We start from the raw sequence: 14,102 nt of genomic DNA on the forward strand, positions 1-14,102 counted from the left end.
TATTAATTTTTAATCGGAGGTGCAGTATCTTCTGGACTTAATTCCTTAATCAGAACAGGAACTGGATAATCATAGCCATCCACTTTTTCCAAACTGACAGAATACATCGTTTGCATTGCTTGATGATCTTCTGCTCTAAACGTCATCGTCCCCTTCGGAGTTTCAAAAGACATCCCTTCTAATGTTTCTACTAAAACATCACCGTTCGTATCCCCATTTGTTTTCTCCAAAGCCTCTACAATGGCAATCGCTGCTGACATTCCTCCTGGTGTAAATAAATCAGGATACTCTCCATCAAATCTTTTTTGATGCTCCTCCACTAACCAATCGTTTACTTCGTTGCTCGGTAAGCTGTGATGATAAACAGCAAATCCTTTCATTCCGATTATAGACTCTAATCCGTATAAAGCTCCTATATCTGGTACCCCTGTTGAAATTTGAATTCCGCTTTCCTGCACCTTCATATCTGCGATTTGATTAAATGGTGTATTTGCACCTGCCCATACGATAAATAAATAATCTGGATCTGCATCAAGAATTCGCTGGATATTTGAAGTGAAATCAACAGCTGTTGGATCCGCATATTCTTCTAATATTACTTCTGCTCCAAGTGATTCTGCGGCAGTTTTAAAAGCAGAAACTCCATCATGCCCAAAGGCATAATCAGGAGCAAGTGTAGCCACTTTCACTCCTTCGCTTACATCACCAGCAATAGCTTGAGCTGCAGTTACTGCATCCTGTGATGAATTTCGAGCTGTCCTAAAAATATATTTATTCCAATTCGCCCCTGTTATACTATCTGCAACAGCTGGCTCAACGATCATCACCTTTTCATACTCCTCCATAATTGGAAGCACTGCTAACGTATCCCCTGAAGAAGTGGAGCCTACAATGATATCAACCCCTTCATCTTCTAATAATCGAGTAGCCTTTTGAACAGCGATATCCGGTTTCGTTTCTGTATCCTCATACACAATTTCTATTTTTTTACCTGCAACTTCCCCCGTTCCATTTGTCGCATAATCAAACCCCATTTCCAATCCTCTCAATGTCTGATTACCGTATACTTCTAAAGGTCCAGTTAATGAAGCTAATACACCTATTTTGATAACTCCCTTTTCCTCAGACTCTTCTGCAGCAGATTCACTTTGTTCACTAGTTTCACTTGGAGTTTCTTCTGCATTCGTAGATTCATCAGATTCAGTATCACTCTGCCCTTGCTCGGTACTGGTAGTTGTAGAACCGCAAGCCATAGAAAAAACAAGTAAAAAAACGGTTAAAATACTAAACATCATTTTCAACTTAACATTCATGAGAATCCCCCTATCAAATTTTTAAAATACGGTTTCCATCTCCTTGAGCATGTGTACATTTTTTTATGTATGATACATGTTTATTTCTTGAATTTAAAACGCTTACAAAATGTATGGGATGAATAAACTAGATATCCATTAATATCCATATATGCAAATCTGATTCCAGAGACTTCAGTCGCAGACTATAGTCTTTATAGATATATGATATACCCTGTTCATTCATTCGTCAATATATTCTAAAAATTTAAACAAATACATTTTAAGCTTATAAAATAAAATGAGACTTCCAATGGAATGGAAAGTCTCATAATTGAACAAAACGCCTATCGGAGTCTCTCAGAAATATCGTAGAATCCTTCATTACCACTCACAAATTAATTTTCCGTTTATCCTCATTCACCATCAACACATTCCCATCAGGATCTTTAAGCGTAAAAAAAGAAATGTTCTCATGTACTTCAATTTCACTTACAATTTCAACATTTAAACTTTTTATATGATCATAGGAGTTATGGATATGATCGGTATCAAAAAATAGAATGGGTTTATTATTTTGATTTGGTTCATCTTTTCTATGACTATCTAATAAAACGCCAGTAGAACCTGTTGTGATTATTTGATATATATTCCCTTCATGTGCTGTTTTTTGTAGAGGTAGACCTAACAAATCACTATAAAATTTAATGGCACGCTGCATATCTGAAACATGGATAAAAATTTCACCAACATGATTCTTTATTGGACTCTGGTTTTGCATCTTATTTCACATCTCCTATTCTAATTTTTACTAATTTTAATATATACATATTAAAGAAAGGTTCTAGAGGTTTCAATATTAACAATAACAATTCCATTATAAGGGAATTGTTATTGCTTTAAAAGAGTTTGATAGAAAAATAAGAGTGTATTGTTATGCCTATATTCAATTGCAAGTTTTTGGTTCTCTATAAAGTTGTAAACTTTCATAATTTCCTGTTGGTAATCTTTATCAATTTCAAAGTAATTAACACCGTTATCTAAACATTTTCTTCTAAAATCACTATGTTCATTAATCAAATCCGCAATTGTTCTTTCTTCTGGATATCTACGATTTTCTACAGCATTCCTATACTCAACTATATTGGAAGTAAACTTCTCATTAATATAATAGTTTGAAAAACCTAGAAAAACTGAAATTATTTTATTCGAATAGCTTTGATCAAACTCCTTAATATGATGAGGTAATATATAACAGCCTTCAATAATTAGATTTTGATTATTCTCAATACTTGTCATAATAATACCTTTGATTATAGGCCACAATTTTTCAGCAGTGTCCTCAGTATTATCTAACGGCGTAAAACCACAATTTCTTTCTCCTCGATAAAATAGTTTTAAAAACTATCCTCTTCAATCAAGAAAAATGGATTTTTCCTAAATATTTGTGAGTGGTTCAAAAAGAAGTAATTCTTGTCGCACCCCTATATGAGTATATAAAAATATAAAATAGCCATTGAAGGTGGCGATATCCAATGACCAGAAGAAGGTTGATAATTTAATTATTCTTTGTATATAGCACACTTTGGATAAGTAAGAGAAAATCCATACCACTTCGAATATATCTGCATTAGTGGGCGATTATGTTCCATGCCATCGAAAGTAGCCATTGGAAAACGCTCACTATTAAACTTGATAACAATAGAATGTCCTGAAATGCTATCTTGTATGATTTTATGTTTTTTTACAGATGATACTGAATAAAACTTTGCTTCCCCATCAATTATGACACCCAGTCCACTTGTCATTTTGGGTAATCGTTCATCAGGAGCTTCCATAGTTCTCCGAAAATGTCGAGGGAAAAATCCCATTTTAAGGATCAACCATATGAATGTCCGTTTGAATATTGTTCTCTTTAATGGCTTTGATAACGCAATCTGAATATCAGGCCATTTTTTAAGTGCATCTTCCACTATGAAATGATGAATTGGAAAGACATCCATTTGCTTATCTAATAGAGACCCATGGACACATTTGCCTGTCATATGATCCCAAAAGGAGTGAGTTTCATCATCTCCTAAAAGGACAGTTCCGTTGTACATCCCACGGGCTGCAAAATGATAGGTTTTTCCATCAATGACGGGAACCATCCCGGCTCCACTATGACAAATACCACAGAAAGTCACTAAATAGGGTTCTCCTGATAGTTCCCCCTGTGCGACATGGTGATAGGCGATTTGTGCAATTGGAAACGCAAGCTTTTGTCCATTTCTTTCGATGACTAAAAGTTCATCGTTTGGTTTTATATTCTTATTTTTTAGTAGCTCCTCAAGTTTATCGTTATGATTCTTGACTTTAAAACGAGGGAACAGGTCTTTTTCATGTAGAATTGCTCGTTTAGTATCAAAAGTATTCAAGTTAATTTCTCCTTCATTATCCATTATTAGCTATAAAATTAATAAATATCTTTGATTGTAAACTCGTTCCTCTATCTTGAATATATCGCCTTTTCCTTCACTAAACTGATTTGTTATATAGTGCCCCAAATATAACATTAGTTCGATTAGGAAGTTCTTTTATGGTTCTTATTCATGGCTCTCTTTTCTAATAAATGGGTATAAAAAGCAACTGAACCTAAAAGACATGCATAGATGGCGAAAATAGGTAAAATTCCTATTAGATTAACTGAAAAAAGGTTTTTATCCCCTTCAGCTCCCCCACTCTCTTCTAAACTCGGACCACTAAAAAAATCAATCGTTGAGGAAGTCAGTTTAAATACTTGTGCAAACAAAAAAACCGTCCCAATAATTAATAATATACGTAGCAATACTTTCCTATAAGGTTTACGAAAAGAAACTATTTTCTTCAATTTAGAGAACTGGCTTCCAATTTGTTTGATCCAGTTCCAGTGTAATCCTAAATGGATTCCGACTATTAACAGTCCTAGGACAGACGAAATAATATGAAGGGCGAGCCAATTTATATCTGTAAAATATCTAAAATTAGGTAAAACCACCTCTGAAACTAATAATCCGCTTACCATTATAATTAACATATCCACTAAAAGAGTCATATTTAATAGATAAGAGAGTAGGGATTTTCCTTTGATGCTTTTGGAGAATATTTTTTTGCTCATTCCAATGATCCAATCTTTGTTTAAAACTAAATGAACAATGAATGCAACTCCCAAAAAAATACTAGCTATTTCATGAAAAGCTACACTAGTAACGGCTGGAGCAAATATTAAGATAAATGTAATTGCCATCGATAAATCAAAACAAAACTTAAAACGATTTTTTCTCATTTTCAATCCTCCTGAAAATATTTACATTTATTATGCTATAAATTTTTCAAAATCATTCTAATTGCCGTGGAAAAATTTACATCAAGTTCCTTTGCAAAATCATTTAGTTTACTAAATGATTCTTCATCCAAACGAACATGTAATGGATAATTTAGTTTTTCTGACTCTTCTTTTCTGGGTCTTCCTCTTTTTGTTCTCCTATTTCCTTCTTCATCCATCCAAACCTCTATTGTAACAGTGCCATGCTTTTCAATAATTTGTTGACAATTATGCTTGTCCCAAAGCTCTTTCGATTTCCTTTTATAGGTTATAGACTGTTCAATATCTTCCTCACTTAAGCCAATAAATTTTGCTTTCTTAATAAATTTTTCTTTCAACATTTGCTCTAATTCTTCATATGAAGAAAAGGTTATTTGATTCATCTAAACACTCCTTTTTTTGTAGCACAAAAAATATAAATACATTGTAACATTTTTCGTACTACAAAAAAAGGAGGGATTTGAATTCTTTGTTCATTTAGTCTAAGCACAAGAATTCAAACGTATACACGATAAGAAAACAGATAACTAACAAAAAGAATCCATTTTGAAAAAAAATTGATCAAAATGGATTCTAAATTTGAGATAACTAATTTATTTTTATAAAAAAGTTTGATCATTTTATAAATGGTGAGGACAAATAAGTTAGGATAATCCATGTCAAGGCAAGGCAACTGTTGGAATAATGCATCCTAAGAGTCATTCTTTGGTCACTTTAAAGATGAAGCTTATATAAAGCAATGTAAAACAATAGAATCTAAAGAATTATATGAACTATTATACAGAGATCATCTTAGTAAAGCTGCTTAGTCTTTTTTTAAAATGTCCTTTACAAAGAGGTACACTTTAAACATAATGAATTTAATAAAATTAATTTTCCTCAAGTGTTTACAAATAGTGGAAATGGTTGTTCGTCGACAGACAGTACGTTTGTCACCTTTAAATGGATTTTACCCTTGGAACTAAATACTTAGATGCGATTCAAGAAGTTACTGATGAACCTGTAAAATATGTCATTTAAACTCATGCACATATCGATCATATTGGCTCAGCTTCCATGTTTCCTTAAGATGTAAAAATTATTGCACATGAAGAAACCGCAAAAATTTTAGAGAAACGTCAGGACCCTAACCGGCCTATTCCTACAAAGATTTTTAAAGGTCATCAAAAAAAATTGAATGTGGAAATAAAAAAGTTGCTTTAGATTATTTGGGTACAAATCATTTAGAGGGCGATTACTTGTTGGAAGTTCAGCTCTTAGATACATATCAATATTTTATATCAAAATTACAATATTTAACAATAATTATTTTCCATAATTACGATTTCATAAAAATAGAAACTCATTTCAAAATCTTTCATTTATAAGATCCATATTTACAGCTACTGCTGTTTTATTACCTTCACCTGCAGCTATCATTAAAGAAGACGGACCTAATGCAGATGTCTCTCCTGCTGAATAAACATTTTTTTGGGATGTTCGCCCTGATTCATCTGTTTCAATTACACCATTGTTTTGAACTTCACAATGAAGATGCTCTGCAAACTGATTAGGCCTAAAGAAGGAAGGAACGATAAAACCTCGAGTTCTTTGAATTTCATAACCTGAAGCAAATTCAACTTTGTTTAAATAACCATCCTCACCACAGAGTTTCTTGATAGGTTCTGTCATCACACTAATATTTTTCCGGCGTAAATCATTCATAATTGAACTAGACAACTCTAAACCATTAGTCGCTATTACTAAATCCTTAGTCCAGTTATAAATCAGTTTCCCCATATGCATAACATAGTCTTCATTATCACAAATAATAATTAAAGGTTGATCTCTTAACTCCCACCCATCACAATAAGGACAGCTAAAAAGACTTTTTCCATAATATTGTTTTATATTTGGAACTTTAGGGAATATCTCTTGAATACCCGCTGCTAATACAACTTTTTCTGCTGAATATTTTTGATTATCCAATGTTGAAATCGTAAATACACCACTCGATTGTTTGGTTATATTTGTAACCGTCTTTGCATGGTACTGAACAGATGGGTAGTTTTTTAGCTCTTTTAATCCAATCTCCCTAAATTCTTCAGGTTTAATTCCATCACGAGTAAGAAAACCATGTGATTCCTGAGTCACTTGATTTCGATTAGTCCCATTGTCAAATAAAGCAATCTTTCTGCGTGATCTTCCTAATACCAAGCTTGCACTTAACCCTGCTGGTCCAGCACCTATAATTGCACAATCAAATAAATCCATAAATAAACATTCCTCCATAACTATTATATTTATATTGTTGTCCTAAAAACAAAAACTCCTAACGGAGTCTGTCGAAAAAACAGTCGAATACTTCATTAGATGAAGCTCCATCACTTCGTTAGATGACCTTATCAGGGAAAATCAGGTGGTTATTATTTTGCTCATAAATAGAGATCATGCAACAAGCAGAGCATCATTAAAGATATTAAAGACTCTTTATATCTTTAATATAATTAAAAAAATAGTGGATCATATATCCACTTTAATTTTCTTAGCAAGTTCCACTAACTTTTGACTTTTTAACTCATCTTCCATTTTTTCCTCTGCCGAAAGCATCGTTTGTTTTATCAAACATTCTGGTTCTTCGTTTAAACAGCAGTCAAACAATGATGATTTACCTTCTATCGCATGAATGATGTCTAAAAAAGAGATATCCTCCCAATTTGATTTAAGTGAATATCCTCCATTAGCCCCTGAGGAAGAATCAATCATGCCTTCTTTAACTAACTTGGTCAAAATTTTAGACAAATAAGTAGGTGAAACCTTTTGCCATTCTGCTAATTGATGTACACTGACAAGTTTATTTGGTGTGGCTACTGCAAGAAAAAGCATGGTATGAAGAGCATAGTTTGTAGCTTTTGAATACTTCATGTTGATGGATCCACTCCCAATTACAGACTTTATATATCTATAATAACCTTTATTTGAATTCAGTGTCAACTTGCTATTAAATTAGATAAATTTGGGATAAGTCCATTAAATCCCTCTTCGTCATCAATTTATCCTTCTTCTCATAAAATAGTTTGAATATTTAATTTATAGAGAAACCAAATAACATTGAAAAAGTAAATAAGATAGATAGCCAAATCAAGAAAATAAAGGAGGATAACTTATGAAAGCCATCGTTTATACTAAGTATGGATCTCCGGATGTTCTTCAGATGCAGGAATTAGAAAAACCTACTCTAGAAGATAATGAAGTACTAATCAAAGTACATGCAAGAACAGTCTCTTCCGGGGACTCGAGGATGCGAAATGGCAGTAGAAAAAGATTGCCTTTATGGCCCATTTCAAAAATGGCTATTGGTTTAATAAAACCAAAAAGAACTATTCTTGGGATGGATTTTTCAGGAGAAATTGAATCGGTAGGTAAAAACGTAAAACAATTTAAGAAAGGAGATCAAGTTTTTGGATTTTGTGGAAAAGGAACTTACGCTGAATACATAAGTCTACAAGAAAACGGACCATTAGCAATAAAACCAACTAATATTACCTATGAGGAAGCAGCTGCGATTCCTTTTGGGGCAGCTTCCTCCTTATATTTCCTTAGAAAAGGAAATATTCAAAGCGGGAAAAAAGTGCTTATATATGGAGCTTCCGGAAGTTTAGGCACGTATGCAATCCAGCTTGCCAAACACTTCGGGGCAGAAGTAACTGCGGTTTGCAGTACTTCGAATTTAGAATTGGTAAGATCTTTAGGAGCTGATAAAGTCATTGATTACACAAAAGAGGACTACACCAAAAACGGTGAAACTTATGACATTATTTATGATACGGTTGGTAAAACTTCGTTTTCACGTAGTAAAAATTCTCTAAAACAAACTGGATATTTTGTTACAGCTGTCATCCATCTCCCTGAACTTGTTCAAATCATATGGACTTCTAAAATAGGCAGAAAAAAAATAGTAAGCGGAATCACACCTGACAATGCGGAAAATTTAACTTTCCTAGGAGAGCTTGCAGAAACAGGTATAATAACACCAGTCATAGATAGGAGGTACCCTTTAGAACAAATTGCTGCAGCTCATGAATATGTGGACAAAGGACACAAAAAAGGAAATGTAGTTATCACATCATAAAGTCTATTTCAGTTAATTATTTGAACTTGGAATTAGTAATAGAGCACCCCAGAGGTGCTTTTTCTATATTTCATTTCAAGTTTTTTCAGGCATACGACCCCACATTTCTAGGATTGTTACAAATTCACACCCTTCCATGTGAAATGTGGTTGGCTAGACATATTAGATTAAATAGATCCTAGCAAACTGATTATAAATTCCATAAAGCCCCTCCTTTGTTAGCATTTTATGCTTCTTTTTAAAAAAGTTTGAATATTCAATTTATAAAGAAACCAAATGAAACTGAGTACGTATTAAAAACAAATAACCAAATCAAGGAAATGAGGGAAGATAACTTATGAAAGCCATTGTTTATACTAAGTATGGATCTCCGGATGTTCTTCAAATGCAGGAATTAGAAAAACCTACTCTGGAAGATAATGAAGTACTAATTAAAATACATGCAAGAACAGTCTCTTCCGGGGATTCGAAAATGCGAGCTGGCAGTAGAAAGAGATTGCCTCTTTGGCCTATATCAAGAATGGCCATTGGTTTAGCAAAACCTAAAAAAACGATACTTGGAATGGATTTTTCAGGGGAGATTGAATCAGTAGGGAAAGATGTAAAACAATTTAAAAAAGGAGATCAAGTTTTTGGATTTTGTGGAAAAGGTACTTATACTGAATACATAAGTTTACGTGAAAATGGACCAATAGCAATAAAACCGACCAATATTACCTATGAGGAAGCAGCTGCGATTCCTTTTGGGGCAGCATCCTCATTATATTTCCTTAGAAAAGGAAATATCCAAAGCGGGAAAAAAGTGCTTATATATGGAGCTTCCGGAAGTTTAGGCACGTATGCAATCCAGCTTGCCAAACACTTTGGGGCAGAAGTTACTGCGGTATGCAGTACTTCGAATTTAGAATTGGTAAGATCTCTCGGAGCTAATAAAGTCATTGATTACACAAAAGAGGACTACACCAAAAACAGTGAAACTTATGACATTATTTATGATACGGTTGGTAAAACTTCGTTTTCACGCAGTAAAAATTCTCTAAATCAAACTGGATATTTTGTTACCGCGTCCCTCCGTTTTCCAACGCTTGTTCATATTCTATGGACTTCTAAAATAGGCAGTAAAAAAGTAGCTTACGGCATAACACCTGACAGCGCTGAAGATTTAGCTTTCTTAGGGGAACTTGCTGAGACGGGTAAAATAAAACCAGTTATAGATAGAAGCTATCCTTTAGAACAAATTGCCTCAGCTCATGAATATGTGGATAAAGGACACAAAAAAGGAAATGTAGTTATAACAACTTAAAAACTTTTTCAGCGCTATTTATATGAACTTGGAATTAGTAAAAGAGGCTGGGACAAAACCCAGCAAAAATGAATAAACCGCATGAAATCAAATTTATAAACCTTGATTTCATGCGGTTTTAATTATGCTTATTGTACAAAAACCAGCTAGATTTCAACTTATGTCCCAGCCTCTTCTATGTTTCATTTCAAGTCATTTTCAGGCATACGATCCCACATTTCTGGAATTGATACAAATTCATATCCTTCCTTTTTTAAAGCAGGTATTAATCGATCCAATGCATTTACAGTACCTGATAGATCTTGGGTCCAGTGCCCTGCGCTATGCATCAGTATGATTCCACCAGAGTGAATGTTGTTAATTACATTACTGACTATTTTTTTTGACGGCAAGCTTTTCCAATCTTCTGTATCCACCGACCAGCCTACACCTCGATAATTTAATTCTGCTAGCTTTTGGACTAACTTATCATTTGCAATTCCATAAGGCGATCTAAATAATGTAGTTTCATATCCCGTCGTTTCTTTAATTTGTTGCTCTGTTTTTTTAATTTCCCATGTCAAGTCTAATGCACCTGATTTAACTAAGTTAGGATGCCAATATGTATGATTTCCAACTACATGCTGCTCTTGAACAATTCTTTTTGCAACATTAGGGTTTTTTTGAACACGTACCCCCAACAGAAAAAAAGTGGCTTTAACATCATGTTTTTTAAGAACATCTAAAATTTTTGGAGTAAAACGTTGATCAGGTCCATCATCAAAGGTTAGAGCAATTTGTTTAAAATCAGAATTTCCCCTATAAAGCATAAGTTTTGGGTATTTAATTTGTAGTGGATAAGTCCCATGAGTTGGGGGTTCCTTAGAAAAAATTAAGTTGGAGGAACATAAAAAGAGAACAATTACAATTAATATTAAAAACATCTTTTTCTTCAAAATAGTCCACCTGCATCTTTTATCTACTACTCCCTGATAGTAAACTCATTTTACATTTTTTAACTTTGGTACAAGTATGGTGTGCTTATTTTGATGTTTTTATCCATTATGGGAAGAAGAAAAAAATCACTGAATAATGACTTTAGGAGATGAAATATTTATTTTATTATAACAAGGACAAACTCTAGACTTCTCACCTCAAGTCTGTATCACTAAGTATTTTTTCATAGGGTTGATCTACTGCTATCCAGGTTGAGACATCCAAGGAGCGTGACGTAAAACATAAGAAATTTCTTTGCTCAATTTATAATAATTCATTTAAAACACCTACTTACTTATGTTTATTAGAACAATCAATTTTGATTATTTTTACATCTATTATCATTACATTAAGCTAATTTATATCATAAATGTTTTTCATATATTAAAAAAAGATGAATCCGATCGGAAATCATCTTTTAAGATTCTCATTTATTTTTTTAATACACTAATTCATTATTCTTCTGACTTACTCCACTGATCCATTAAACTATCGAATTTTTTCATGACTTTTTTATGTTCCTCATTAAAATCCTCTAAGCTAATCACACCTTGATCAGCTAATAATTTTGTTAAGGCAATGATTTTTGCGTCTGTATTTATACTTTGTTCTATTAATCCTTTTATTGATAACTTGTCCATCATTTTATCCATCGAATGACATCCTTTCAATTTCAATTTCTCACTATTACTGCTATAATACGATCTATCTATAATCGTTTCAAGTTTTATTCTTATTTCTCTCCAAAAAAACATCAACCTCTTCAACCCACTCCCCATGCTCATCAGCCAGTAAAACTTGCCATCCAAGTTTAGCCGCTTCTTCTAAATTCTTCTCCTTATCATCTACAAACAAAATTTTATGCTTATAGTTAAAACTAGCATGAACATGTTCAAATATACGAACATCAGGTTTACTAATACCAATATTACTAGATACATAGACAGTTTTAAGAGATTCCTTAATATCTTTTAAAATCGGTTTCAACCATTCATCTCGATGATTGCTTAAAATATGAATATCAGCATGTAGACTCCACTTGGAGAGATGTTTGATAGCAGGCAAAGGTTTCAGATTCAATTCCAAAAATTTTTGTGCTGTTTCTATTTGTATGGTTGGAAACTCTCTGATTAACCATAGCCAAAAATCTTCTTCGGAAATCCCCCCAGACCATAGCGTAGCACCTACATTCTGTTTATATTTCGCTCTCAAAGTTTCATATGGGATAGAATATTGATCGGCTAAGTCTTGCCAAAATGGTGGTGTTAAATTTGTTACTAATACCCCTCCCATATCAAAAATCAACTGTGGTTTTGAACTCAAATTTTTTGCCCCTTTCCTAATTTTTTCAAAGTACTCAAAAAGTAGATTCAAATTCCCAAAAAAATAGATGCTATTTCCACCAATTCCCCACATATTCTACCACATGCCTTCCACTCTGAATGATAAGAAGTCGTTAACATGTTAACTTATTCTGTAAACAAAATAATGACATCGTTCTAAACGATGTCATTATAATTACATAATTTACTCTTCTATATGTTTATTTCTACTCTTTAATTCATTTCCCTTTTTCAATAACCTTTTTCAAAGTGTTTAACTGACCACCATCTGCTTTTTTAATGGCGATCTTGATTAGTGGTGCAACCATTTTCATCATACCCGATGCTTCGCATTTTGCTACAAGTGAAACCTTTGTTGTGTTATCTGCTTGTTTTGTTAAAGAGTACGTATAATCTGCTCGAAAATCACCTTGAATTGAGGTTAATGTAAATTTTTCATTAGGATTAAATTGAGTAATAGTTGAAGTTTGTTCTTTACCTCTTGCTTTAAAGGTAAAACTTGTCCCATTGTTCACTTGTCCAGTTGAACTCTTTTTCATATATGGAATGTTTGGCATCCATTTTGAAGCATTTTCCTCCATATCTATTAAAAATCCCCATACCTCTTCTATATTTTCATTCACTACAGTACTTTCAGAAAAAACTTCACTCATTTCTTTGTCCTCCCAGATCATTTTCATTTATGATATTATCTTATTTCTTCTCCTGAAAAATCTCTTGTAAATTCTTTACCTGTTCAAAGGTACAAATTTAACATCTTCCCCTTTTTGCAATTCCTCTCCATATATTTCCTTTCTCGAAGAGATATATTCAGTTGGAGACATTCCAGTAAAAGCTTGAAAGTCCTTATTAAAATGAGCCTGATCATAATATTGATTTGTTAACGCTACTTCCAACCATGAAACATCCTTAGAAGGGTCAATCGAGTTTAGAACTTGATGAAAACGAAGCACTCGTAAAAGTTTATTTGGAGTTAATCCAATGTTTTCATTGAATTTTTGAATTAAATGTTTTTGGCTTACGCCAATTTTTCTACTTATAAATTGAGTCGATGTATTGGATTGCATCTCGTTCAACTCATCTAAAGCAGGTGATATAATTTTAAAACGTTCTTTATTATATTTTAATTTTTTCAATAAAAGCTCTTCTAAAATAAGAAACTGGTTATTTATATTCTCTTCTTCGTACACTCTCTCCCTAACTTCATGAATAAAGGACTTCCATATGAGAGACATGTCTATAATCTTAGATTCTAACTCCTTCATAGAGAAATCAAAAAATGCACTGCCTCCACCAGGTTTGAATCGTATTCCGATCATATCGCTATTTCCTAGGGACTCTACTAAAAGGTGCTGTGTATGTAGACCAACAATCCAAGCTTCTTTATTGATTTGAAAATGTTCTGGATTTGATGGGTTCATTGCCGCTCTATGATAACCTCCAAAGTTAATAATCAATTCCATATGTTCAGTTGGAAGTATTTTTTCTTTTCCAGTGGCAGTTTGTCCTTTTACTCGCCACAAACAGTCAATAAATAATGATAATGGGTATTTGGGTGTGTATGGTATGAACATTAAGTTTCCTCTCTATTTTACTCATTGTTAGATACAATTTTAACATATGTAAAGAGAGCCTTACTTTCAATGGTTTTTTTTACTAATGAATGTACGAATTCAGGAATTACCTGTTTATAGATGAACTGGTTTCAGAATGATCAAATGGGAGTATTTCAATG

Annotated in this window: 15 protein-coding genes; 2 read left to right on the forward strand and 13 right to left on the reverse strand. The window is 33.1% G+C overall.

Annotated features, from left to right (window positions below; genetic code table 11):
• Window positions 1-2: 2 nt before the first annotated feature.
• From Q5Y73_RS16105 to Q5Y73_RS16140, 8 genes are all read right to left on the reverse strand, one after another.
• Window positions 3-1,313 carry a substrate-binding domain-containing protein gene (locus Q5Y73_RS16105; RefSeq protein ID WP_305992946.1) on the reverse strand — a complete coding sequence of 437 codons (1,311 nt, stop codon included), beginning with the start codon at window positions 1,311-1,313 and terminating at the stop codon, window positions 3-5.
• Between the two features lie 370 nt (window positions 1,314-1,683).
• A complete protein-coding gene (locus tag Q5Y73_RS16110; RefSeq protein ID WP_305992947.1) occupies window positions 1,684-2,073 on the reverse strand; it encodes a VOC family protein in 390 nt (129 codons plus the stop codon).
• A gap of 110 nt (window positions 2,074-2,183) precedes the next feature.
• Complete coding sequence (locus Q5Y73_RS16115; RefSeq protein ID WP_305992948.1) at window positions 2,184-2,591, reverse strand: hypothetical protein; 408 nt, start codon at window positions 2,589-2,591, stop codon at window positions 2,184-2,186.
• 263 nt (window positions 2,592-2,854) lie between these two features.
• Entirely contained in the window at window positions 2,855-3,709 is an 855-nt protein-coding gene (locus Q5Y73_RS16120; RefSeq protein WP_305992949.1) for a DUF3179 domain-containing (seleno)protein, read from the reverse strand.
• Between the two features lie 146 nt (window positions 3,710-3,855).
• Window positions 3,856-4,596, reverse strand: a complete 741-nt coding sequence (locus tag Q5Y73_RS16125) for a DUF4405 domain-containing protein (protein ID WP_305992950.1) — start codon at window positions 4,594-4,596, stop codon at window positions 3,856-3,858.
• 35 nt (window positions 4,597-4,631) lie between these two features.
• On the reverse strand, window positions 4,632-5,018 hold the full coding sequence (locus Q5Y73_RS16130; RefSeq protein ID WP_305992951.1) for a hypothetical protein: 387 nt from the start codon (window positions 5,016-5,018) through the stop codon (window positions 4,632-4,634).
• A gap of 964 nt (window positions 5,019-5,982) precedes the next feature.
• Complete coding sequence (locus tag Q5Y73_RS16135; protein WP_305992952.1) at window positions 5,983-6,888, reverse strand: NAD(P)/FAD-dependent oxidoreductase; 906 nt, start codon at window positions 6,886-6,888, stop codon at window positions 5,983-5,985.
• Between the two features lie 249 nt (window positions 6,889-7,137).
• Window positions 7,138-7,539, reverse strand: a complete 402-nt coding sequence (locus Q5Y73_RS16140; protein ID WP_305992953.1) for an Rrf2 family transcriptional regulator — start codon at window positions 7,537-7,539, stop codon at window positions 7,138-7,140.
• Between the two features lie 241 nt (window positions 7,540-7,780).
• Between Q5Y73_RS16140 and Q5Y73_RS16145 the strand changes: the two genes are divergently transcribed.
• On the forward strand, window positions 7,781-8,746 hold the full coding sequence (locus tag Q5Y73_RS16145; protein ID WP_305992954.1) for an NAD(P)-dependent alcohol dehydrogenase: 966 nt from the start codon (window positions 7,781-7,783) through the stop codon (window positions 8,744-8,746).
• 337 nt (window positions 8,747-9,083) lie between these two features.
• Window positions 9,084-10,049 carry an NAD(P)-dependent alcohol dehydrogenase gene (locus Q5Y73_RS16150; RefSeq protein ID WP_305992955.1) on the forward strand — a complete coding sequence of 322 codons (966 nt, stop codon included), beginning with the start codon at window positions 9,084-9,086 and terminating at the stop codon, window positions 10,047-10,049.
• Window positions 10,050-10,231: 182 nt separating this feature from the next.
• On the opposite strand, the gene Q5Y73_RS16155 is transcribed toward Q5Y73_RS16150, so the two are convergent.
• The 5 genes from Q5Y73_RS16155 to Q5Y73_RS16175 form a co-directional block, all read right to left on the reverse strand.
• Entirely contained in the window at window positions 10,232-10,984 is a 753-nt protein-coding gene (locus Q5Y73_RS16155) for a polysaccharide deacetylase family protein (RefSeq protein ID WP_305992956.1), read from the reverse strand.
• A gap of 495 nt (window positions 10,985-11,479) precedes the next feature.
• Window positions 11,480-11,677 carry a hypothetical protein gene (locus Q5Y73_RS16160; protein ID WP_305992957.1) on the reverse strand — a complete coding sequence of 66 codons (198 nt, stop codon included), beginning with the start codon at window positions 11,675-11,677 and terminating at the stop codon, window positions 11,480-11,482.
• A gap of 67 nt (window positions 11,678-11,744) precedes the next feature.
• The gene (locus tag Q5Y73_RS16165; protein ID WP_305992958.1) at window positions 11,745-12,347 is read right to left on the reverse strand and encodes an HAD family hydrolase; all 603 of its coding nucleotides are present in this window, start codon (window positions 12,345-12,347) and stop codon (window positions 11,745-11,747) included.
• Between the two features lie 238 nt (window positions 12,348-12,585).
• A complete protein-coding gene (locus Q5Y73_RS16170) occupies window positions 12,586-13,020 on the reverse strand; it encodes an SRPBCC family protein (RefSeq protein ID WP_305992959.1) in 435 nt (144 codons plus the stop codon).
• Window positions 13,021-13,095: 75 nt separating this feature from the next.
• Window positions 13,096-13,941 (reverse strand): helix-turn-helix domain-containing protein, encoded by an 846-nt coding sequence (locus Q5Y73_RS16175; RefSeq protein WP_305992960.1) that lies wholly within the window; start codon window positions 13,939-13,941, stop codon window positions 13,096-13,098.
• Window positions 13,942-14,102 lie beyond the last annotated feature (161 nt).

The sequence above is a fragment of the Chengkuizengella axinellae genome, assembly GCF_030730905.1.
GTDB lineage: Bacteria > Bacillota > Bacilli > Paenibacillales > KCTC-33759 > Chengkuizengella > Chengkuizengella axinellae.

Excerpts from the sequence above, each read along its gene's own strand:
- Q5Y73_RS16105 (WP_305992946.1), bottom strand. The coding sequence starts at position 1,313 with ATGAATGTTAAGTTGAAAATGATGTTTAGTATTTTAACCGTTTTTTTA.
- Q5Y73_RS16110 (WP_305992947.1), bottom strand. The coding sequence starts at position 2,073 with ATGCAAAACCAGAGTCCAATAAAGAATCATGTTGGTGAAATTTTTATC.
- Q5Y73_RS16115 (WP_305992948.1), bottom strand. The coding sequence starts at position 2,591 with ATGACAAGTATTGAGAATAATCAAAATCTAATTATTGAAGGCTGTTAT.
- Q5Y73_RS16125 (WP_305992950.1), bottom strand. The coding sequence starts at position 4,596 with ATGAGAAAAAATCGTTTTAAGTTTTGTTTTGATTTATCGATGGCAATT.
- Q5Y73_RS16130 (WP_305992951.1), bottom strand. The coding sequence starts at position 5,018 with ATGAATCAAATAACCTTTTCTTCATATGAAGAATTAGAGCAAATGTTG.
- Q5Y73_RS16135 (WP_305992952.1), bottom strand. The coding sequence starts at position 6,888 with ATGGATTTATTTGATTGTGCAATTATAGGTGCTGGACCAGCAGGGTTA.
- Q5Y73_RS16140 (WP_305992953.1), bottom strand. The coding sequence starts at position 7,539 with ATGAAGTATTCAAAAGCTACAAACTATGCTCTTCATACCATGCTTTTT.
- Q5Y73_RS16145 (WP_305992954.1), top strand. The coding sequence starts at position 7,781 with ATGAAAGCCATCGTTTATACTAAGTATGGATCTCCGGATGTTCTTCAG.
- Q5Y73_RS16150 (WP_305992955.1), top strand. The coding sequence starts at position 9,084 with ATGAAAGCCATTGTTTATACTAAGTATGGATCTCCGGATGTTCTTCAA.
- Q5Y73_RS16160 (WP_305992957.1), bottom strand. The coding sequence starts at position 11,677 with ATGGATAAAATGATGGACAAGTTATCAATAAAAGGATTAATAGAACAA.
- Q5Y73_RS16170 (WP_305992959.1), bottom strand. The coding sequence starts at position 13,020 with ATGAGTGAAGTTTTTTCTGAAAGTACTGTAGTGAATGAAAATATAGAA.
- Q5Y73_RS16175 (WP_305992960.1), bottom strand. The coding sequence starts at position 13,941 with ATGTTCATACCATACACACCCAAATACCCATTATCATTATTTATTGAC.